This window comes from Variovorax sp. WS11 (genome assembly GCF_010499245.1).
Lineage (GTDB): Bacteria > Pseudomonadota > Gammaproteobacteria > Burkholderiales > Burkholderiaceae_C > Variovorax.
This window is the reverse complement of sequence record NZ_JAAGOW010000005.1, coordinates 1,119,413-1,138,245: the sequence shown is the minus strand read 5'-3', so window position 1 is coordinate 1,138,245 and position 18,833 is coordinate 1,119,413. Positions and strand designations below refer to the sequence as shown.

At 65.2% G+C, this 18,833-nt stretch carries 19 protein-coding genes; 6 read left to right on the top strand and 13 right to left on the bottom strand.

Annotated elements, in window-relative coordinates; translation table 11 throughout:
- Positions 1 to 33: 33 nt before the first annotated feature.
- A complete protein-coding gene (locus tag GXN78_RS39955) occupies positions 34 to 1,734 on the bottom strand; it encodes an AMP-binding protein (protein ID WP_106558017.1) in 1,701 nt (566 codons plus the stop codon).
- Between GXN78_RS39955 and GXN78_RS39950 the strand changes: the two genes are divergently transcribed.
- From GXN78_RS39950 to GXN78_RS39935, 4 genes are read left to right on the top strand one after another with little or no spacing between them, the layout of a single operon-like run.
- Positions 1,685 to 2,539 carry a GntR family transcriptional regulator gene (locus GXN78_RS39950; RefSeq protein ID WP_239143161.1) on the top strand — a complete coding sequence of 285 codons (855 nt, stop codon included), beginning with the start codon at positions 1,685 to 1,687 and terminating at the stop codon, positions 2,537 to 2,539. The genes GXN78_RS39955 and GXN78_RS39950 overlap by 50 nt on opposite strands.
- A complete protein-coding gene (locus GXN78_RS39945) occupies positions 2,536 to 3,729 on the top strand; it encodes a thiolase family protein (RefSeq protein ID WP_106558016.1) in 1,194 nt (397 codons plus the stop codon). Before GXN78_RS39950 ends, GXN78_RS39945 begins: the two co-directional genes overlap by 4 nt.
- Complete coding sequence (locus GXN78_RS39940) at positions 3,726 to 4,151, top strand: Zn-ribbon domain-containing OB-fold protein (protein WP_106558015.1); 426 nt, start codon at positions 3,726 to 3,728, stop codon at positions 4,149 to 4,151. The genes GXN78_RS39945 and GXN78_RS39940 overlap by 4 nt, the downstream gene beginning before the upstream one ends.
- Positions 4,148 to 4,834, top strand: a complete 687-nt coding sequence (locus GXN78_RS39935) for a nitroreductase (RefSeq protein WP_106558014.1) — start codon at positions 4,148 to 4,150, stop codon at positions 4,832 to 4,834. Before GXN78_RS39940 ends, GXN78_RS39935 begins: the two co-directional genes overlap by 4 nt.
- 649 nt (positions 4,835 to 5,483) lie before the next feature.
- On the opposite strand, the gene GXN78_RS39930 is transcribed toward GXN78_RS39935, so the two are convergent.
- Positions 5,484 to 7,199, bottom strand: a complete 1,716-nt coding sequence (locus GXN78_RS39930; RefSeq protein WP_106561496.1) for an IS1634 family transposase — start codon at positions 7,197 to 7,199, stop codon at positions 5,484 to 5,486.
- A 44-nt stretch (positions 7,200 to 7,243) separates the two neighbouring features.
- Between GXN78_RS39930 and GXN78_RS39925 the strand changes: the two genes are divergently transcribed.
- Positions 7,244 to 7,594, top strand: coding sequence for a DUF6788 family protein (locus GXN78_RS39925; protein ID WP_106561495.1), 351 nt, complete (start codon positions 7,244 to 7,246; stop codon positions 7,592 to 7,594).
- A gap of 211 nt (positions 7,595 to 7,805) precedes the next feature.
- Here GXN78_RS39925 and GXN78_RS39920 read toward each other — a convergent pair whose 3' ends face one another.
- From GXN78_RS39920 to GXN78_RS39900, 5 genes are all read right to left on the bottom strand, one after another.
- Complete coding sequence (locus GXN78_RS39920; RefSeq protein WP_106560436.1) at positions 7,806 to 8,483, bottom strand: nitroreductase; 678 nt, start codon at positions 8,481 to 8,483, stop codon at positions 7,806 to 7,808.
- The gene (locus GXN78_RS39915; RefSeq protein ID WP_106560435.1) at positions 8,483 to 9,295 is read right to left on the bottom strand and encodes an enoyl-CoA hydratase-related protein; all 813 of its coding nucleotides are present in this window, start codon (positions 9,293 to 9,295) and stop codon (positions 8,483 to 8,485) included. Before GXN78_RS39915 ends, GXN78_RS39920 begins: the two co-directional genes overlap by 1 nt.
- Positions 9,292 to 9,846 (bottom strand): DUF2889 domain-containing protein, encoded by a 555-nt coding sequence (locus GXN78_RS39910; protein ID WP_106560434.1) that lies wholly within the window; start codon positions 9,844 to 9,846, stop codon positions 9,292 to 9,294. The genes GXN78_RS39915 and GXN78_RS39910 overlap by 4 nt, the downstream gene beginning before the upstream one ends.
- Positions 9,843 to 11,018 carry a CaiB/BaiF CoA-transferase family protein gene (locus GXN78_RS39905; RefSeq protein WP_106560433.1) on the bottom strand — a complete coding sequence of 392 codons (1,176 nt, stop codon included), beginning with the start codon at positions 11,016 to 11,018 and terminating at the stop codon, positions 9,843 to 9,845. The genes GXN78_RS39910 and GXN78_RS39905 overlap by 4 nt, the downstream gene beginning before the upstream one ends.
- 187 nt (positions 11,019 to 11,205) lie before the next feature.
- Positions 11,206 to 12,366 (bottom strand): acyl-CoA dehydrogenase family protein, encoded by a 1,161-nt coding sequence (locus GXN78_RS39900; protein ID WP_106560432.1) that lies wholly within the window; start codon positions 12,364 to 12,366, stop codon positions 11,206 to 11,208.
- Between the two features lie 119 nt (positions 12,367 to 12,485).
- Here GXN78_RS39900 and GXN78_RS39895 point away from each other — a divergent pair, with 119 nt between their 5' ends.
- Positions 12,486 to 13,079 carry a TetR/AcrR family transcriptional regulator gene (locus GXN78_RS39895; RefSeq protein ID WP_106560431.1) on the top strand — a complete coding sequence of 198 codons (594 nt, stop codon included), beginning with the start codon at positions 12,486 to 12,488 and terminating at the stop codon, positions 13,077 to 13,079.
- A 34-nt stretch (positions 13,080 to 13,113) separates the two neighbouring features.
- Here GXN78_RS39895 and GXN78_RS39890 read toward each other — a convergent pair whose 3' ends face one another.
- From GXN78_RS39890 to GXN78_RS39865, 6 genes are read right to left on the bottom strand one after another with little or no spacing between them, the layout of a single operon-like run.
- Positions 13,114 to 14,271, bottom strand: a complete 1,158-nt coding sequence (locus tag GXN78_RS39890) for an ABC transporter substrate-binding protein (RefSeq protein WP_106560430.1) — start codon at positions 14,269 to 14,271, stop codon at positions 13,114 to 13,116.
- Positions 14,272 to 14,299: 28 nt separating this feature from the next.
- Entirely contained in the window at positions 14,300 to 15,346 is a 1,047-nt protein-coding gene (locus GXN78_RS39885) for a branched-chain amino acid ABC transporter permease (protein ID WP_106560429.1), read from the bottom strand.
- Complete coding sequence (locus GXN78_RS39880; protein ID WP_106560428.1) at positions 15,346 to 16,218, bottom strand: branched-chain amino acid ABC transporter permease; 873 nt, start codon at positions 16,216 to 16,218, stop codon at positions 15,346 to 15,348. The genes GXN78_RS39885 and GXN78_RS39880 overlap by 1 nt, the downstream gene beginning before the upstream one ends.
- Positions 16,215 to 16,709: a VOC family protein gene (locus GXN78_RS39875; RefSeq protein ID WP_106560427.1), complete on the bottom strand. Its 495-nt coding sequence runs from the start codon at positions 16,707 to 16,709 to the stop codon at positions 16,215 to 16,217. The genes GXN78_RS39880 and GXN78_RS39875 overlap by 4 nt, the downstream gene beginning before the upstream one ends.
- Positions 16,706 to 18,373: an AMP-binding protein gene (locus GXN78_RS39870; protein WP_106560426.1), complete on the bottom strand. Its 1,668-nt coding sequence runs from the start codon at positions 18,371 to 18,373 to the stop codon at positions 16,706 to 16,708. Before GXN78_RS39870 ends, GXN78_RS39875 begins: the two co-directional genes overlap by 4 nt.
- Positions 18,370 to 18,831, bottom strand: coding sequence for a MaoC/PaaZ C-terminal domain-containing protein (locus GXN78_RS39865; RefSeq protein WP_106560425.1), 462 nt, complete (start codon positions 18,829 to 18,831; stop codon positions 18,370 to 18,372). The genes GXN78_RS39870 and GXN78_RS39865 overlap by 4 nt, the downstream gene beginning before the upstream one ends.
- Between the last annotated feature and the right edge of the window lie 2 nt (positions 18,832 to 18,833).

Below are 18,833 nucleotides of genomic sequence, written 5' to 3'. Positions count from 1 at the left end.
GCTCCTTCGGATCAATGCGGGGAAAGAGATGCGTCAGCGGGTGACGGCGATGCCCGCCGCCTCGCGGTCCCAGGCTTGGGCGATGTCGCGTTGGAGTTCTTCCTTCAGCCGGAACTTTTCCACCTTCCTACTAGCGGTCGTGGGAAGCGCGTCGCGAAACTGCAGGTAGCGCGGCACCATGAAGTACGCCATGTTCAGGCGACAGTGCTCCACAAGCTCCGCCGGTTGCACCGGGACCCCTTCGTGACGCACGATGACAGCGGCGACCTCTTCGTCGTTGGTCGCGGTCGTCACGGGAACCACCGCCGCGTGCGCCACTGCGGGGTGCCGCATCAGGATCTGCTCGACCTCGAAGGCTGAGATGTTTTCGCCGCGACGCCGGATACAGTCCTTCTTGCGGTCCACGAACCAGAAATAGCCGTCTGCATCGCGCATGCCTCGGTCGCCCGTGTGGAACCACTGGTTGCGATGAGCCGCCAGCGTGGCCTCGGGCATTCGGAAATAGCCGGTCGCGGCGCGCCACGGCTCCTCCGCGCGGAGCAGGATTTCGCCGGGTTGGCCGTCGGGCACCTCGAAGTCGTCGTCGTCTGCGATGCGCACCTGCATGCCGCTGCGCGGCCGCCCGATCGAGCCCAGCTTTTCCTTGGGGTCCCGGTCCGTGAACGAGGTCGCCATTCCGAAGTCGGACAGCCCGTAGTTGCTCATCACGCTCAAACCGAAGCGTTGCTCGAACTCGCGCGCGTGCTTCGGCACCGGCGCCATGCTGACCAGTCGGAGCTGGTGGTCGGCATCCGCAGGTGACGGGGCGGCGCTCCACAGGAAGCTGGTCATGGCACCCAGGAGGTTCGTGACGGTGGCGCGTGTCTGACGGATCTCGCCCCAGAAGCGCGATACGGAGAAGCGAGGGGAGAGGACCACCGAGCCGCCGCACACCAGCGCAGAGATCACGGCGGCGAGTAGCGCGTTGTTGTGGAACAGTGGCAGGCAGACATAGAAAACGTCGGACGCGCGATAACGCTGTGCCTGCGCGGCGCCCGTGCCATAGGTCAGTGCCGCCGCATGGCTGAGCATGCTGGCCTTCGAGGGACCGGTGGTACCCGAGGTGAACGCCAGCAGCAGCAGTTCGTGACAGTCGATACAGGGCAGCGGATCGGCCGTGCCGCCGGCGCCTGCGAGCGCGTCGAGCGCAAAGACCTGGAGCCCGGCGGGCAGCGGGATCGCTTCTTCGAGTTGGCCCACGACGAGCACGCGCTTGAGCAGGGGCAGCTGCGGCAGCACTTCCGCCAGTCGCGGCAACAGCGCCGCGTCCACGATCGCAGAGCTGCACTCCGCATGGCTGACGTAGTAGTGGAGGAGCTCGCCACGGGCCGCGGTGTTGATCGGTACGGACACGGCTCCCACCTTGCCGAGCGCGAAAAACAGCGCGAGGTGCTCGGCGGAGTTCTCCATCAGCACGCCGACATGGCCGGCGCGGGCGACTCCGATCGCATGCAGGCCTTGTGCCAACCGGGTGGTCCAGGCATCGAGAGATCCATAGGTGAAAGTCCGGCCAGTCGCCAGTTCGGTCAGGAAGACCTTGTCGGGCCGTGCCAGGGCCTGCTGGGCGAGCCCCCGCGGCAGAGTGAGCTGGCGCAGGGGCCAGGCGGAGGCGTCGAAGGTGTCTCCAGGAATCGGTTGCTTGTTCATGGCCTGGACTATATGTACAATGGTCAAACCATTCAATCCAAAGACCATTCAATCCGAAGGCTTTCCGATGACAGATCTCGCGGGCAAGATGCCGGCCATGGACACAGACAAAACAGCGGCGCTGTCCGAATGGACTATCGTGCCGATCTCCCCGCAGCGCGCCTTCGAGGGCATCGCGGCGCAGATCCGCGCACTGATCGTCGAAGGAAAGCTGAAGCCGGGCGACCGGCTTCCGGCCGAGCGCGACCTCTCCGCTCGCTTCAACGTGGGCCGAGGCACGCTACGCGAGGCGTTTCGTGCGCTCGAGCTTGCCGGCATGATCGAATTGCGCAAGGGCGCCGCCGGCGGCGCGTTCGTGCGCAGCGGCGGCTCGGAGGTGATCGCCAAGGGGTTGATCGACCTCTACTTCCTGGGCGCGATCGACCCGCGCCACCTTACCGAGGCGCGCATCGGCATCAGCGAGATCGTGGTCCGCTCCGCCTGCGACCGGATGACCGAGGATGACTTGCAGGCGCTGGAAGACAACGTCGCCCGGGCCGCGAAGGCAGACGCCGCCGGAGACTTCGACGAGCGCACGCGCGTGCACCAGGAGTTTCATATGCTGCTCGCACGCAGTACGCGCAACCCGATCTACATCGCCAACATGGAGGGCATCATGGAGATCGTGCGCCTGTTCGTGCGCACTATCGGGCCGAGCGAGAACGATTTCGTGCTGCCGTCGCGTCGCCGGCTGCTCAAGCAGCTGCGCGCGCGCGATGCCGGAGCCGCAATCGCGGAGATGACGAAGACCTTGCAACGGCTGCACAAGCAGTACATGGTTCTGTGGGAAGACCGCGCGCGAGGTGCGACATGACGCGCCGTGTCGCCATCGTGGGCGCCAGCGCCATACCGGTAGGGCGTCACCAGACGGCCGATGACGAGGCGCTGCAAGCCCTCGAGCATGAGATCCTGGTCAAGCTGGTCGCGGAGGCCGTGGCCGATGCGGGCGTGGAAAAGCGTGACATCGGCAGCGCCGTCTTCACGCTGCCGCGACCCTACACGCGCCAGAAATACTTGCACACCTTCGTGATCTCGCAGTTGCGGCTGGCCTGCCGCGGCTCCGTCCTGGAGGTCATGGGCAATGGAATGACCGCGGCGCTCGCCATCGACCAGGCCTGCAATGACATCATCCTCGGCCGCGCCGACGTTGCTCTCGCGCTCGGCATCAACATGGAGTCTGCGGTGAGCGCTGCCGAGCACGCCATGAGCAGCATGCGCACGACGGGCGACGTAGACTTCCAGACCTCGGCGGGATTCACGCCGATCTCCTGGTATGCGATGGACGCCATGCGCTACATGCACGAGCACGGCGCCACCCGGGAGCAATTGGCCAGCGTGGCCGTGAAGAACCGCTTCCATGCGTCGCTCAACCCGCTCGCGCAGTACCGCAAGCCAATCACGCTCGAAGAGGTCGTCGGCCAGCGGCCGATTGTGGAGCCGCTCGGGTTGTACGAGGTCCCGCCACGGGGCGACGGAGCGGCATGCCTGGTGCTTGCGTCTGAGGAGGTCGCACGATCCTTGAACCGGCCCTATGTCCTGTTCCGTGGGCGCGGGTTCTGTCACGACGGTTCCCACCAGATCGATGACTGTCCGAAAGACATGATCGGCTTCACCGCAGCGCGAGAAGCGTCGATGGCGGCTTACCGCGAAGCTGGCATCGGCGCGTCTGACCTGGACCTGGCGGAGGTGTATGCGCCCTGCACGATCGTCGAAGTGCTGGTGAGCGAGGCGCTGGGGCTCGTCCCGACGGGGCGCGGAGCGGCCGCCGCGACGGAAGGAGAGACCCGGCTGGGCGGACGCATCCCGATCTCCACATCCGGTGGCCTCACGTCGCGCGGTCATCCTTCGTACGTCACCTCGCTGTACAACTTCGTCGAGCTGGCCGATCAGTTGCGCGGGCGTGCCGGCAATCGGCAGGTGCCCGATGCACGCTTCGGAATTTCGACCGGTGAGCTCGGCAATTACAACGCATGCCTCGCGCACGTCCTGGAGGCAGTTCGATGAGCCTCGAGATCGTTCGAACGGCCGGCAGTCGGTCGTACCCGCCTCGGCTGTCGACCTTCAGCCAGACCTTCTGGGAAGCTCTGGCACAAGGAGACTGGATCACCACGCGATGCCGCGCGTGCGACAAGCAGACCTTTCCCCCGAAGTCGGTCTGTCCGCATTGCTGGAAGTGCGAGCAGGCGTGGGTGCCCTTCGCAAGCACGGGACGCTTGTATTCCTGGACCCGCGTACATGCGGCCCCCACCGCGTTCGCGCCGGAAGCCCCGTACGCACTTGGCATCGTGGACCTCGAAGATGGGCTGCGCATCGCCTGCCGCCTAGTAGCACCATCCTCGGGCGAAGTGGCAATAGGCGCAGCCATCCAGATGATCGTGCTCCAGCATGACGACGGGCCGCTTTTCGCGGGGAAGGTACTGGCATGAACGACATCACGCCGAATCGCGCGAGCGTGCTCGCCAGCTTGCTCGACGAGCGCTACAGTTGCCGGGGGTACCTGCCACAGTCCGTGCCGCGTGCCACCATCGATCGCATCCTCGCACTGGCGCAGCGAACGGCCTCCTGGTGCAACTCGCAGCCGTGGCAAGCCCATGTGCTGTCCGCCGCCGCCACCCGCCGGACTCGCGAAGAATTGCTGGCGCACGTGGCCACCCACGAGCCGCAGCCCGACCTCCAATTTCCGGAAGCGTACGTCGGTCTGTCGCTGGAACGCCGCCGCGAGTGCGGCTGGCAGTTGTACCAGGCCACCGGTGTCGTGCGCGGTGACAAGCCCGGTGCCGACCGCCAACGCCTGGAGAACTTCCGCTTCTTCGGCGCCCCACACGTGGCGATCATCACCAGCGACGCACCGCTGGGCACGTACGGCACCATCGACTGCGGAGCGTACGTGGCCAATTTCATGCTTGCCGCGCGCGCGTTAGGCGTCGCGTCCATCGCGCAAGCCGCGTTGGCGTCGCATTCGGCGTTCTGGCGCCAGCAGTTATCGCTCGTCAACGACCGAAAGGTGGTTTGCGGGATTTCCTTCGGGTATGAGGACTCGACGCATCCGGCGAATTCGTTCCGGACTTCCCGGGCGCCGGCCTCCCAGGTGGTGCACTGGGTGGATTGACCTGAAAGGCTGCGCTGCCGCATTGCAGGCTTTGCCGCGATCTCGCAGCACGCGCCACAACAGCTTGCCAGTCGGTGAGCGCGGGAGTTTGTCCATGTCCTTCACGCGCATCGGTTGCTTGAACCGGCCGACTGACGCGGCGCAGGCAGCAAGCAGGTCGGCCAGCAGCACCGCCGCATCCTACCCGCGAGCCGCTTCGCCCAATGCAAGCGGCACCTCACCAAAGCGCTCGTCAGGCATGCTCACCATGCGCAATCCCAAACGCCTGGCACCGTGCGGATCACCGCCTCCAGCTCCTGCAAGTAGGGGTTCACGCCGCCTCGGATGATCACGTCGTCCTGCGGCCGGTGAGGTACAGATTACTTTCCGCGTCGACGTAGCCGACGTCACCGAAGGTCTGCCGTCCCCGCGCCGTCCGCCGGGCGATCGCCTTGTCGCCAGCGTTTTGCTACACGAACAGCAGACCATCGGAAAAATAGATGCGGCCACCCCCCGGCGCCAGTTCCGCGTCGTCATGCCCAACGACCGGATACGGCCCTTGTGGACACGCCCCACCGAGCCCGGGCGCCGAAGCATGTTCCGTCCGGACTTACTTTCCGCAGGTCGGGAGACGCATTTGCGCGTAATTTCCTGACTGCGAAGGACGGGTCTAGAACGTGCCGGGCGGGACGCCAAGGAGGGCGAGCACTTGGCGCTGCAACTGTGTGAGCTTGAGGTCGAAGACCTGGACGGGGTGTCCGTGCTGAAGCAGATGGTGGCGCTCGGCGAGGCTGAACAGCCGTAGCACCTGCTCGGTGGTGGGGTGCGCGCACTGGCGTTGCTCGGGATAGATGGGGAGTTCTTCGATGCCCTCGCGCGCCATGGCCTGGCGCAGCTCGCGCTCGATGAGGGCTTGAACCAACAGCGCGATGGCGTATAGCGTGAACAGCGCTTCGATGCGCCCCTCGTTCTTGAGGAAGACCGGGGCGATTTCGTGCACGGTCTTGACCTGCTCGAAGCGCTTCTCGATCATGGGCTGGCCCTTGTGGGCCTCAAGGACCTGGGCGGCGGTGAGCGTGCGGTCGTTGGTCATCAACGGATAGCAGCCATCACTCCTGCGGTCGTAGGTGATGGCGTCCTCGTCAATGACCCACTGCACGTCAAAGCGCCGCTTGGTGATCTTGCGGTAGGCGGTGTCGGGGCCGGGGCGACCGCGGCGCGCTTGCTTGAATACATGCTCCTCGCGCACGACGCGGCGCACCTTGAGGTAGCGGCCCACGTGGTGCTGCTCCAGGAGGAGCTTGATCTGCAGGTCGATCTCCGGGGCGCCGCGCAGTCGGGTCTTGGAGGAGGCCAGGCGCCGGCGCAGATCCTCGAACTGCTCGATGGCCGCAGCGATGTTGCGCAGGCGCCGGGCGTGCTGGCGCAGCGTCAGCAGCGTGCTCCAGACCCAGACGATGGACCAGGCCTCCATGGAGGGCAGAGGGGCGCGGTGCACGTACCAGCAGTCGCGCGGCCCGTCGCCGTAACGCGGGTTGGGCCGGTCCCAGACCAGGGTCCATTCGGGCGTGTGGGTCTGGATCCATTCGCGGAACTGCGCATCCTCCAGCCGGTTGCGCGGCATGACGGTGACGAAGCGGCCGCCCGCGCGGTCGATGTGATCCATGTTCTCGCGGGAACAAAGTTTTGAGTCCGCGCAATACAAGAAGTCGCTGCTGCCGGCAATGGCGCGTAGCGTGTTCCAAGTCTCGATGTGGGTGACTGAGTCGCTGGTGTTGCCGTCGGTGCAGCGAAACGCCACGGGGACGTTGCCATCGGCGCTCATGGTGAGGATGAACAGCAGCTGCTTGAGATCGGGGCGGTGCGCTTTGGACCTCCCGTACGTGATCGCCGGGGCGGTTCGCCCCCGGATCTGGCGCCCGCCCGCGCCGCGATAGCTGCCACAGAAGCTGATCGTCGTGGAGTCGTTGTGGAACTCCTCGAAACGCACACCGAAGCGCTGCCCGACGGCCAGGACGAGTTCGGTGAGCAACGCGGTGCGGTCGGCATCGAACAGGTGGTCCAGGGCCCGTCCGAGGCGGTCGTCGCTCAGGTGCCCCATCTCCCGGGCGCTGATGCCGAACATGCCGTCGGCGAAGCCGTGCACCGTCTCCTGCTGACGGTAGATGGGCTCACGCTCGACGATGATGGAGCGCAGCAGCACGCCCAGCGCGCTGGCGTGACTGACGGCGCAACGCCGGTCCGAGGCCACGAAGCGCGACAGCGTCTCGGTCAGCCCGATGCGCTCGATGAAGTGGTTGATCAGGGGCAGCGGGCCCAGGCGCTCGGTGTGAAGAGTGAAGCCTGCCTCCTCCATGGTGGAAGTGGGGGCTTGCGAGCGCGGCATGCTGGCGATATTATTATCGCCAGCAACACACCCGTCAAGAGCCTATGCCGAGTTCAGTCGCCCAACGCATTGAGCAAACCCGCGAGAAGATCGGGCGCATCCGAGCCGCGCTCACCGAGATCGAATACCTGTGCTCCGGCACGCTGCACAAGCGCACGAAGGTGTGCGGCAGGCCGAGTTGCCGCTGCGCCCAGGACCCCTCGGCGCGGCACGGTCCGTACTACGAATGGGGCCACCTCAGGGACGGCAAGCTTGTGCACCGCGTGGTCACGCCCGAGCAGGCCAGTTTGCTGCAGCAGGCCATAGACAACCAACGCCACGCCAAGAAGCTCATGCGGGCGTGGGAGGAGCAGACCGAGCGCCTCATCGACCTGGAAGCACCGCGCCAACCCTGATCTTCCCGGGCGTCAGGAAATTACGCGCAAATGCGTCTGCCGACCTGCGGAAAGTAAGTCCGGAGGCGTGAACGACTGCGGTTTAGGTCCCCAAAAAATGCCCTTGCGGCTTGCAGAGTACATGGAGACTGACGGCCGCGCCAGACCACCATCAGCACCACCGCAAGGAGGGACGCCCCCGCCGCTGGACGTCCCGCCGCCCCGCCCCGGTTCAGTCCAGCCACTTGACGACGCTCTCCACAGGCGCGCGCGTGGTCCGGAACGAATTCGCCGAATGCGAAGGATCCTCGAAGCCGAAGGAAATGCCGCACACCACCAGCCTTTCGGCGGGGAGGCTGAGTTGCTCTCGAACGATGTCCGGCCACGACGAAAGCGCGGCTTGGGCAATCGTGGCCACGCCGAGACTGCGCGCGGCCAACATGAAGTTGCCGACCCACCCGCCGCAGTCGATCGCGCCGTAGACGCCGAGTGCCGCATCCGTGGTGACGACGGCGACGTGCGGCGCGCCGAATAGGCGGAAATTCTCCAGCGCCTGGCGCGCCGACGCGGTCCGATCACCGCGCGCGACGCCGACGCTCTCGTAGAGCGCGAATCCGCACTCGCGGCGGCGTTCCTGGTAGACGCCTTGGTACTGCGCAGGCCACGCGAAATCGGGCGACGGCTGGCGGTCACTCGACGCCAGCATCGCCTCCCGGAATTTCTCGGTGGCCTCGCCGCTCGTGATCGTCACTTGCCAGGGCTGCATATTGCACCAGGACGGCGTGCGCTGCGAAATGCGCAGGATGTGTTCGATGGTCTGGCGAGGCACGGGTTCGCGAAGGAAACCCCGGCAGCTGTGCCGGCCTTCCACGAGTTCTTCGAAGATAGCTGATTGCAATATCGCACCCATCAGCCGCGCCCCTTGAACGCTGGCTTGCGCCGCGCCGTGAAGGCAGCCACACCTTCCGCGAAATTGGGGCGGTCGATGAGCTCCATCTGCCGGCTGCGCTCGAGCGCGAGCTGGTCTTCGAAGGTATTGGATTCTGCGGCAGCGAAGAGTTGCCTCGCCTCGGTGATGGCGCCGGCCGGCAATGCGGCCAGCTGCGCCGCAAGTTGGAGGGCCTGCTCTTGCAGGTCCGCATCGTCGACGCACGCCCAGATCAATCCCCACTGCACCGCGGTCTCGGCCGACAGCTTGTTGCCGGTCAACGCGAGCCCCAAGGCGCGAGCGCGGCCGACGGCGCGCGGCAAGACCCAGCTCGCCCCCATGTCAGGGACCAAACCCAGTGCTGGCACGAAGGGAAGGTAGAAATATGCCGAGCGCGCTGCGATCACCATGTCGGCCGCCAGTGCGAAACCGACGCCGCCGCCGGCCGCCGCACCGTTCACCGCGCACACGACCGGGACGGGCAGAGATCGGATCGCCGCCATGATCGGGTTGCCCGACTTTTCCATCATCTCGCCGACGTAGCTGCCGATGGAGGCGCCTGGCTCGGCGGCTCGGCGGCCGAACTCGGCCAGGTCGGCGCCGACGCAAAAGCCCTTGCCCGTGGCTGTGATGACAAGCGCGCGGATGGCGGTGTCATCGCGCACCCGCTGCAAGGCCTCAAGGCAGCCGCGTTGCAGCTGGTGCGTGAGCGGGTTCATGCGCCCTCCGTCATTGAGGGTCAGCGTGGCAATGCCGTGCGCCACCTCGAACATCGTAGCCGGGTTGGCGGTCATGAAGGGCTTCCTTTCAATTGCGGAAAATAGGTGCGCACGATGACGCCTTCGAGCTTCAGGGCGTGGCAGCCGCCCAGCGGCGAGGTGCGCCGCTCGCTCCCTGGTGGGTCCGCGCCTTCGAAGCCGCCGCCGGCCCACAGCATCTGGAAGGCCGTGCTGGCCATGGGTGGCAAGAGCTCCGTCATGTGCGAACAGCCACGCTCGCTGCGGAACAGTCGCTTGACCTCGCGCGTGAACCCCGGCTCGATGCGTAAGCCCACGAGCTGCGCATAGGCGGGCGCAATCTCGCCGCACACGGGATAAGGGGAATGCTCGGTACTCGCCCGCACTTGCAAGATCGTGCGTTCCCGATCGATGACGATCACCACCCGCATCTGGTGGATAGGGGTGCCCGCAGGTACCGTGCCGGTCACCAGCTGCAGTGCAATCGGCTTGGTGTCGATCAACAATCCCTCGATCTCGAACAGCCCATCTTCGCGCGAGAAACCCGCGCAGGTGATGCGCCGCGTGTGGACCGGCGTACGCGGGGAACGCGCCAGCGCATCGCTCATGCCGCGCCTCCTGCGTCATGCACCACGCCGGCTGCCACCAGGGCGGCGATGTCCGCCGGACCGAAGCCTGATTCCGCAAGCAGTGCGGTGCTGTGTTGCCCCGCGTGTGGCGCTTTGCGCGGCACGCGCGAGGGCGTCCGGTCGAAGCGAGGCGCGGGCGTAGGCTGCGTCACGCCGCCATCGGTCGCGAACGTGCCACGCGCCACGTTGTGCGGGTGCGATGGCGCCTCGGCCATCGACAGCACCGGTGCAAAGCAGGCATCGCTGCCTTCAAGCAGCTCGCACCATGCGTCGCGGGTGCGCGTGCGAAATACGGTAGCAAGCTTGTGGCGCAGGGCGGGCCACTCGCGCTCTTCCCATTGCCGGTGAAAGTGCGGGTCAGTAATCTCGCAAATCTGCATCAGTTTCGCGTAGAACTGTGGCTCGATCGCACCGACGGATACGTAGCGGCCGTCTGCGCATTCGTAGGTGCCGTAGAAATGCGCCGCGCCGTCCAGAAAGTTGCTCTCGCGCCCATGGTGCCAGAAGCCCTTGGCCATCAGGCCGTACTGCGCGGCCATGAGTAGCGCAGCACCGTCCGCCATGGCGGCGTCCACGATTTGGCCCTGCCCCGAGTGCTGCGCCTGCGCGTAAGCTGCCAGCACGCCGACCACGAGCAGCATGCCACCACCGCCGTAGTCGCCCACCAGGTTCAAAGGCGGCACGGGCGGGCGGTCCGCCGCGCCCATGGAATGCAGGGCCCCGGAAAGCGCGATGTAGTTGATGTCATGGCCTGCCGCTTGCGCGAGCGGGCCGGTCTGGCCCCAGCCGGTCATGCGGCCATAGATCAACTTCGGGTTGCGCGCCTGCAGGTCCTTCGGGCCCAGCCCCAGTTTCTCCGCCACGCCCGGCCGGAAGCCTTCGATGAAGATGTCAGCGCTGCGTGCCAGGCGCAGGACCGCCTCGACGCCACGCGCATCCTTGGTGTTGATGGCGATGGACTGGCGGCCGCGATCGACGATGCCGTCGTTGCGCATGAGCTCCTCCAGGTCGCCGCCATCCAGTTTCCCCGAGGGGATGCGATCGATGCGAATTACCTTCGCGCCCATGTCGGCAAGCAACATGCACGCAAAGGGGCCGGGGCCGATGCCGGCGAGTTCGATTACGGTGAGGTGTGAAAGTGGTCCGGACATATGTACTGCCTGGCGAATTCGTCGTTCGGCTTTACTGCACCCGACATGGCAGCCGGGTAGCACTCGTCGAAGTCGCCATCCACCTCGAAGTCCAGCGCAGGGGTGGGCGCGGCGTAGCGCGGCCCAGGAGCGGGCCATTCATACGACGACGATTTAAGTTCAATGGGCATGGCGTTGCGACGTGCGCTCACATGCGCTTGGCGACCTCTTCCAGCATGACCTCAGTCGCACCGCCGCCGATGGTGAGGATCCTCGAGTCGCGCGCCATGCGCTCGACTGGCGTGCCGATGATGAAGCCGGTACCACCGTGCAGTTGCAGGCAGGTATGCACCACCTCCTGCAAGGTCTCCGCGGCGAAGGCCTTCAGCATGGACACTTCGCGCACCGTGTCCTTACCCTCGTCGATCATCTGTGCGCACTGATACGTCAGCGCGCGCACCGCGGCCGCCTTGGAGGCGATCCATGCCACCTTGTTGCGCACAACCGGTTGTTCCCACAGCGACTTGCCGAAGGCCTGGCGCTGCTTGAGGTAGTCCACCGTAAGCTCGATCGCCTTGGAGCTGGTGCCCGAGGCGAGCGCGCCCACCACCAACCGTTCGTTCTGGAACGTGCTCATGATGTAGTAGAAGCCCTTGCCCTCCTCGCCCAACAAGGCGTCGGGCGGCACGAATAGATCGTCCAGAAACAATTCCGCCGTGTCGGACGAGCGCCAACCGTGCTTGTCGAATTTGCGCGTCATCCGCAGGCCTGGGTTGTCCTTGTCGACAATGAACAATGAGATGCCGCGGCTGCCCCTCGCCTCGGGATCGGTGCGGGCGGCCACGATATAGATGTCGCCGTACACCCCGTTGGTAATGAACGTCTTGGAGCCGTTGATGACCCACCCCTTGGCCGTACGCGAGGCGCGCGTCTTCAGCCCGGCCACGTCGGAGCCCGCGTGCGGCTCGGTGACGCAGATCGCGCCGATCTTCTCGCCCGCGCAGGCTGCCGGCAGGTACTTGAGCTTTTGCTCGTGCGTACCGCGATGTGCGATGTGGCCCACCGACATGTCGCTGTGCACCGTGAGCGCCGAAGCGACGCCGCCGAAGGTTGATCGGGAAAGCTCTTCACCCAGCACCACCGACGCCATCGCGCCCATGCCGCCGCCGCCATACTCGACCGGATGCCGCATGCCCAGGAACCCCAGGGAGCCCAGGTCGCGAAACAGTTGGCGCGGGATCTCGCCGGAAGCCTCCCAGGCCTCGCCATGCGGAAGGATCTCCTCGTTGACGAAGCGGCGCACTTGGTCGCGCACCATGCGCAGGTCCTCGCCGAGGACGTCGGGCTCCTGGAATTCGAATTCGGTCATGGGCTCTCTTGAAAAATAAGCGGCCAGACAACTGTTCATAGTCCGGCGCGACGGTTTATTTTACGCCGCCCCGACGGACTGTGCAAGCCGCTTGCTACACTCGCGTCACAGGAGAACTCATGCCCCGCGTACGTTCGGACGATTACGAAACCAAGAGCCGCGCCATCATGGACTGCGCCGCATCACTCTTCGCGAAGGAGGGCTATCCCTCCGCCAAGATGCAGGACATCGCGCACGCGTGCGGCGCGACCAAGTCCATGCTCTACCACTACTTCCCGACCAAGGAAGACCTGCTTTTCGCGATGCTGAAGGAGCACCTCGAGCGTGTCCTGCAGGGGCTGGACGAGGTCACGGCCGCCGCAGGCACCCCGCGGGAGAAACTGATGGCGCTGGTTCAGACGTACACGCAGAAGTCGGCCCAGTCGCGCCGCCGCCACGTGACCGCCATGAATGACGTGAAGTACTTGCCAAAGGCGAAGCAGACGCCGCTGATCGCGCTGCAACGCAAGATCACGCAGGAGGTGAGCCAGCTCATGCGCCAGCTCAACCCCGGGTTGCCCGAGGACCTCTACATGCCCTACACCATGATGCTGGTGGGCATGCTCAATTGGGCCGACTTCTGGTATCGGCCCAGCGGCTCCATGAAGCCGCAAGAGCTGTGCGAGCGGATGTCGCGCCTGTTTCTTACAGGGTTCTTGGCGGAAAAGGGATGAACGCAGGGCTGCATGCAGTGGCCTTCCCCCCGGATCACTCCATCGACTTGTAGCTGGTTGTCGCGGGGTCCGACTTCATCAGGAACAGCGTTGGCGCCGACAAGTGCTGCGTTGCGCTGAACGACACAGGTGCCATTACGCCGGTATCGAAATTCTGCAGCTTGGCGAGCTCGGCATTCGTACAATCCCAGGTCAAGGCCTTCCCGCACTTGCCCATTGCCTCGATCAGAACGCGGGCGCCCGCGTAGCCGGTTAGGCTATAGCGGTTCAACTTCGGCTGCTCCTCGGGTGTGAGGAACTGCTTGGCCTTGTCCATGAAGAGCTTGCCTTTGGGCGATTCTTCCAGATAGACGAAGTCCACGGTGTAGACACTCTCGCCGGCGGAGCCCATGAGCTTGACGCTCGCCGGCACGCGCGAAACGTAAGTCACCGCCATCGGGATCTTGTGGCCGATGCGCTCGAGTTCCTTTGCCATCGCGACGTTCTCGCCCAGCACGCCGCCGGCCATCAGGACTTCCGCACCGGATTGTTTGACCTTCAGGATTTCCGAAGAGAAGTCCGACTGGCCCTTCTTATAGATCTGCGTCAAGACCACGCTGAACTTCTTGTCCTTCATCGCCCTGTCGAAACCCTGGCGCACCAGCTCGCCATAATCGTCGTCCTGCGAGATCAGCGCCCACTTCTTGCCGGGAAATTTGTCCGCGACCTTGGAGACCAGCGCGGCCGTCGCGGCCTCATGGTCACCGCCGATCGCGAAGACGTTCTTGCTCACCGGCTTGTAGAGCTCCTCGAACAGGCTGATGGGCGCTATGGTCGGGATGCCCGCCTGCTTCACGATGGGGAGCGCGGCCTGGCCCTGCGCCGTGCCGGAGAGCGAGGTCAGCGCGAACACCTTGTCACTGGTGATCAGCTTGCGAACACCTTGCACCGTACGCGAAGGGATGTAGCCGTCGTCCTCCGAGATCAGCCGCAGCTTGCGGCCGTTGACCCCGCCGGCCGCGTTGGCCTCCGCGATGGCGATCTTGACGCCCAGGTTGTGTGCGACACCGAGCAATGCGGGCGGGCCGGTGAGTGGAAGGATGTCACCCAGGACGATCTCGGTGTCGGTCACGCCCTGCTGAGCGGCCGCGGGCCATGCGGCGCAAACGGCTGCCAGGACCAGGGCGGTGCGGATGGAAAGTCTCCTGTTCATGCTGAACTCCTTTTAATTGGAAAACACTTCAATAACGCTGTGGCCAATGGACCCAGGCGTGGCGGATGTCGTGCCAGATGCCGCGCAGGCCGCGAGGGTCGAATCGCAGGAACGCGATGATCGCGACCCCATAGAGCATGCTGCGGACCTCGTGCGCGCTGGTGGTCATGAGATCCTGCACGCGGCCGCTGAGCAGGGACATGCCGCCGCTCACCACGTCAGGAAGCGAGAGAATGAAGATGGTGCCAAACACGGCGCCCAGCACTGAGCCCAAGCCGCCGACGATGATGATGGCCAGCGCCTCGATGCTCAGCAGGAACGGGAAGCTTTCGACGCTCACGATGCCCAGGTACATGGCCATCATCGCGCCCGCCACGCCGGTCAACGCGGCGCTGAGCAGGAAGGCGAGCAGCTTGAAGCGCACCAAGCTAATGCCCATGGTGCGTGCCGCGATGTCGTTGTCGCGGATAGCTACCAGCGCGCGGCCGAAGTACGAGCGCCGCACGTTGAGTGTGATGAGCACCGCGAGAGCGCACATCGCTAGGCAGAACCAGTAGTAGGCACGGTCACTCGCCAAGTCGATGCCAAGCAGCACCGGGCGCGCGATGGATATGCCGCGCCCAGCGCCGGTAAACTTGCCGCCAGCCAGTATGACCGCGCTCACTATGTAGCTGAAAGCCAGCGTGGTGATGGCCAGGTACAAGCCATGCAGACGCAGCGACGGGATGCCGACGACCAGCCCGCAGACGGCCGGCACGACCGCCGCCATCACCAGCGCCGCCTCCGGCGGCAGCCCCAGGCGGGTGACGCCGATCGCATAGCTGTAGGCGCCCAGCATCAGAAAGCCCACTTGCCCGAGCGAGATCAGCCCGGTGAAGCCCGTGAGCACCGTCAGACCCAGCACGCCCACCAGGGTGAACAGGATCACCGTCATGTGCGAGAGCATGTAGCTACCGAACACCAGCGGCGCGCCTACAAGTGCAATGAGCAGAACGCCCGTCCACAGCCTCACCGCGGAAGAGTCCGTGAGGACGATCAGGTCAGCGTAGCGCTGCTTGAAGAAACCGCTTCTCATTAGACCCTCTCGATCCGTTTTTCGCCGAACAGGCCGAACGGCCGCACCATGAGGACGACCAGGATCAGCATGAACCCGGAAATTTCCTTGAGCGTGCTCGGTAGATAGCCGCCCACCAGGTTCTCCAGCACGCCAATGAACAAGCCGCTCGCGCCAGAGCCGAGGATTGAGTCGAAGCCGCCCAACACCGTCGCAGGAAAGGCTTTCAGACCCAGCTCGAACACGGTCGGCGCAAGCCCGTAGATCACCGCAAAGAAGGCGCCGGCAAGACCTGCCAATGCAGACGCGCTGGCCCAAGCGACTGCCTGCACCCGTGCCGTCGACACGCCCATGAGGCGCGCGGTCTTTTCGTCCGCCGCCACGGCGCGCATCGCCACGCCGAAGCGGCTGCGCCGCAGAAAGAACCAGAAGCCGGCCAGCGCGAGCAGCAGCACGACGAACACGCCAACCTGGCTCACCCGCATGCCGATGCCGCCGATCTCCAGGATCTCGTCCGCGCGCGCCACCTCGAACTTGTGCGGCGATGCATCCCATATCATGGTGACCAAGGAACGCAACACCACCGCCAGGCCCACCGTGACAAGCACGACTGACAGCACCGGCTCGCCCAGCATGGGGCGCATGATCAGGCGCTCGCACAACAAGCCGATCACCGCACCGACGACGACCGACACCAGCACGGTGAACACTGCGCCGGTGCCCAGCGTCGTGGCCAGCGACCAGGTGGTGTAGGCGGTGAGCATGCCGATTTCGCCCTGAGCGAAATTGACGATGCCCGTTGCCTTGAAGATGACCGCGAAGCTCATTGCGACCAGGCCGTATATGGCGCCCACGGCAAGGCCGGACACCACCAGTTCAATGAAATAGCTCATGGAGCCTGCTTCCTTGTCGGGCCTGCCGACAGCGGGCTGCCCAGCTCATAGCCAGGCGGATACTCGATGAATTCGACCAGTATGTTCAAGAGCGACTTGGGCTGTGTGAAAGCAAAGTCGCATTCGGTGTCGAAGACCTTGCCGCCAAAGTCCTTCACTAGAAAGCGGGCGGTGCGCGGCTGCGCATCGACGAAGCCCAAACCCTGCGCGCCCAGCTCGAGCTGCGTCATGGCGACATCATCGACGGCGAAGCCGATGTGATGGATGCCTTCGCCATGGCGCGCGAGGAAGCGCGCGATCACGCCCTCGCCGCTGGTGGGCGCCATCAACTCGAAATCGACATTGCCCACGCGGCACATGCAGAACTCCATGCCGTAAGGATCGAAACGTTGAACCGGCCCCGGCACTGCGCCCAGGCGCTGGGTGAGCAAGCGCGTCGCCGCGTCCAGGTCATGAACGGCGACGCCCACTTCAGTGATCGCGCGGATCATGCGGCGGCTCCCTGGGAGGTCGGGCTGCGCTCGTTGCGGGCGCTGTAGCCTTCGGCTTCGCGGTCCCAGCACCCCGCGCCGGCACCGGTCGCGCGCAGCAGATGCTTTTGCACTTTGTTGCTCGGCGTGCGCGGCAGCTCGGGAATGAATTCGAAGAAGCGCGGTACGGCAAAGCGCGGCACATTGGCGATGCAGTGCTCCAGCGCTTGTGCATGCGTGAGGTGGGCGCCGGGCACCAGCACGATGCAGGCCTTGATCTCTTGCTCGGCGCCCGCGTCGCCCACATGGATGCCGACAACCGCGCTCTCGGCCACGCCGGGCAGCATACCCAGCACCTGCTCGATCTCGAAGGCCGAAACGTTTTCGCCGCGCCGGCGAATCCGGTCCTTGATGCGGTCGGCGAAGAACAGGCGCGAGCCGCCTTCGATGCGACCCGCATCGCCGGTGTGGAACCACAGGTTGCGAACCGCTTCCACCGTCTTGTCCGGCATGCGGAAATAGCCTTGCATGAATGCATTTGCGATGCGCGGGCGCACGCACACTTCGCCCGTCTGTCCGTCCGGCATGCGTAGGTCGCTTTCCGGATCGAGGATCGCCACCTCAAACAAATCGGATCGGATGGTCCCGCAGCACCCCGGGACGCAGGGATCGGCCTCAGTGGCGTACACCGGCATGTTGCACTCCGTCATGCCGTAGCCCTGGAACACCCGCACGCCGAAACGCTTGGCGAAATCGGCAATCCAGTCCGCAACTGGTACCACCAGCATGCGCGTGAGCGGGTTGTCCGCGTCATCGCCGTTTGCGGGTGACTTGAACAGCATCTCGGTCATGATTCCCAGCGAGTTGGTGATCGTCGCGCCGCAGGCGCGAATCTCGGTCAACCAGCGGTTGGGGCTGAAGCGTTGCACGCAATGAACCTGCGCCCCGCTCACCAGTGCAGCCATCACCTGCACGAAGAGTGCGTTGGCATGGAACAACGGCAGGCACACGTAATAGGTGTCGCCCTCAGCCAGCGCCAGGCCCGGCGATGGCACCGAGAAGAGCGCGAGGTGCGCATGCGGCATTAGCACGCCCTTGGCCGGACCGGTAGTGCCCGAGGTGTACATGATGCAACCCAGCTCGTGGGCCGCCGGCTCGTGCAGCGCGACCGCGTCGTCGGCCAGCGCGCACAGCGATTCGAATGACAAGGCGCCGATGGTGCCCAGGGCCGCGGGCAACGGGATGGATGCATCACCGATGACCACGATGTGCGACGGCAGTGCCGGCGGCGCGGCCACGCCGTTGAAGTGCGCCACCAAGTCCGCCTCGAGGACGACCATGCGCGCCCCGCAGTTGTGCAGCTGGTGCTGCAGCGAGAAGCCTTTCAGCTCGGTGTTGACCGGCACGAACACCGCGTCGGCGCGGCCGCAGGCAATGGCCAGGAGCAGGAATTCCGCGCGGTTGCGCAGCATGCACATCACCCGGTCGCCCGCCTGCAGGCCGGCGGCGCGAAGCGCGCGCGCCAAGCGGTCGCACTCGGCGTCGTAGCCCGCGAAGCTCAGCTCCACGCCGTCGCCAAAGCGCACGAAGCGCCTGTCGCCATACCGCGCGGCCTGGCGGCGCAGCAAGCGAGATAAGGTCCACTCGCGCGGCTCGCCGAGCACCTGGAAGGCTTGATCGCTCATGACGGCCTCGCCCCCCCGCGCGCCTTCATCATGATGGTGAAGGTACCCTGCTGGCAAATGTCGCCGTTTTGGTTGATGATCTTCAAGTCGCCCTTCCACGCGCCCCGGTCGGGCTTGGTGCGGCTCGTGCGAGCCTCGACGGTGGTCGTATGAAGGCGAATCGTGTCACCCGCACACACCGGCCCCTTGAACTCCCATCGCTCGATCGAGAGGAAGGCGATGGCCGTCTCGTCCATGCGACCGCTCTTGGCAAGCAGGCCGGTCGCGTACGACAGGGTCAGCGCGCCATGCGCGATGCGCTTGCCAAAGGGGCTTTGCTTCGAATGCTCTTCGTCCGTGTGCGCGGGGTTGGTGTCCCAGGATAGGCCGGCGAACATCACCAGGTCGGTTTCGGTGATGGTTCGGCCCGGGCTGATGAAAGTTTCGCCCACCTGGAAGTCTTCAATGTAGTAACCCATGA

Excerpts from the sequence above, each read along its gene's own strand:
- GXN78_RS39950 (WP_239143161.1), top strand. The coding sequence starts at position 1,685 with ATGGCCTGGACTATATGTACAATGGTCAAACCATTCAATCCAAAGACC.
- GXN78_RS39955 (WP_106558017.1), bottom strand. The coding sequence starts at position 1,734 with ATGGTCTTTGGATTGAATGGTTTGACCATTGTACATATAGTCCAGGCC.
- GXN78_RS39945 (WP_106558016.1), top strand. The coding sequence starts at position 2,536 with ATGACGCGCCGTGTCGCCATCGTGGGCGCCAGCGCCATACCGGTAGGG.
- GXN78_RS39940 (WP_106558015.1), top strand. The coding sequence starts at position 3,726 with ATGAGCCTCGAGATCGTTCGAACGGCCGGCAGTCGGTCGTACCCGCCT.
- GXN78_RS39935 (WP_106558014.1), top strand. The coding sequence starts at position 4,148 with ATGAACGACATCACGCCGAATCGCGCGAGCGTGCTCGCCAGCTTGCTC.
- GXN78_RS39930 (WP_106561496.1), bottom strand. The coding sequence starts at position 7,199 with ATGCCGCGCTCGCAAGCCCCCACTTCCACCATGGAGGAGGCAGGCTTC.
- GXN78_RS39925 (WP_106561495.1), top strand. The coding sequence starts at position 7,244 with ATGCCGAGTTCAGTCGCCCAACGCATTGAGCAAACCCGCGAGAAGATC.
- GXN78_RS39920 (WP_106560436.1), bottom strand. The coding sequence starts at position 8,483 with ATGGGTGCGATATTGCAATCAGCTATCTTCGAAGAACTCGTGGAAGGC.
- GXN78_RS39915 (WP_106560435.1), bottom strand. The coding sequence starts at position 9,295 with ATGACCGCCAACCCGGCTACGATGTTCGAGGTGGCGCACGGCATTGCC.
- GXN78_RS39910 (WP_106560434.1), bottom strand. The coding sequence starts at position 9,846 with ATGAGCGATGCGCTGGCGCGTTCCCCGCGTACGCCGGTCCACACGCGG.
- GXN78_RS39905 (WP_106560433.1), bottom strand. The coding sequence starts at position 11,018 with ATGTCCGGACCACTTTCACACCTCACCGTAATCGAACTCGCCGGCATC.
- GXN78_RS39900 (WP_106560432.1), bottom strand. The coding sequence starts at position 12,366 with ATGACCGAATTCGAATTCCAGGAGCCCGACGTCCTCGGCGAGGACCTG.
- GXN78_RS39895 (WP_106560431.1), top strand. The coding sequence starts at position 12,486 with ATGCCCCGCGTACGTTCGGACGATTACGAAACCAAGAGCCGCGCCATC.
- GXN78_RS39890 (WP_106560430.1), bottom strand. The coding sequence starts at position 14,271 with ATGAACAGGAGACTTTCCATCCGCACCGCCCTGGTCCTGGCAGCCGTT.
- GXN78_RS39885 (WP_106560429.1), bottom strand. The coding sequence starts at position 15,346 with ATGAGAAGCGGTTTCTTCAAGCAGCGCTACGCTGACCTGATCGTCCTC.
- GXN78_RS39880 (WP_106560428.1), bottom strand. The coding sequence starts at position 16,218 with ATGAGCTATTTCATTGAACTGGTGGTGTCCGGCCTTGCCGTGGGCGCC.
- GXN78_RS39875 (WP_106560427.1), bottom strand. The coding sequence starts at position 16,709 with ATGATCCGCGCGATCACTGAAGTGGGCGTCGCCGTTCATGACCTGGAC.
- GXN78_RS39870 (WP_106560426.1), bottom strand. The coding sequence starts at position 18,373 with ATGAGCGATCAAGCCTTCCAGGTGCTCGGCGAGCCGCGCGAGTGGACC.
- GXN78_RS39865 (WP_106560425.1), bottom strand. The coding sequence starts at position 18,831 with ATGGGTTACTACATTGAAGACTTCCAGGTGGGCGAAACTTTCATCAGC.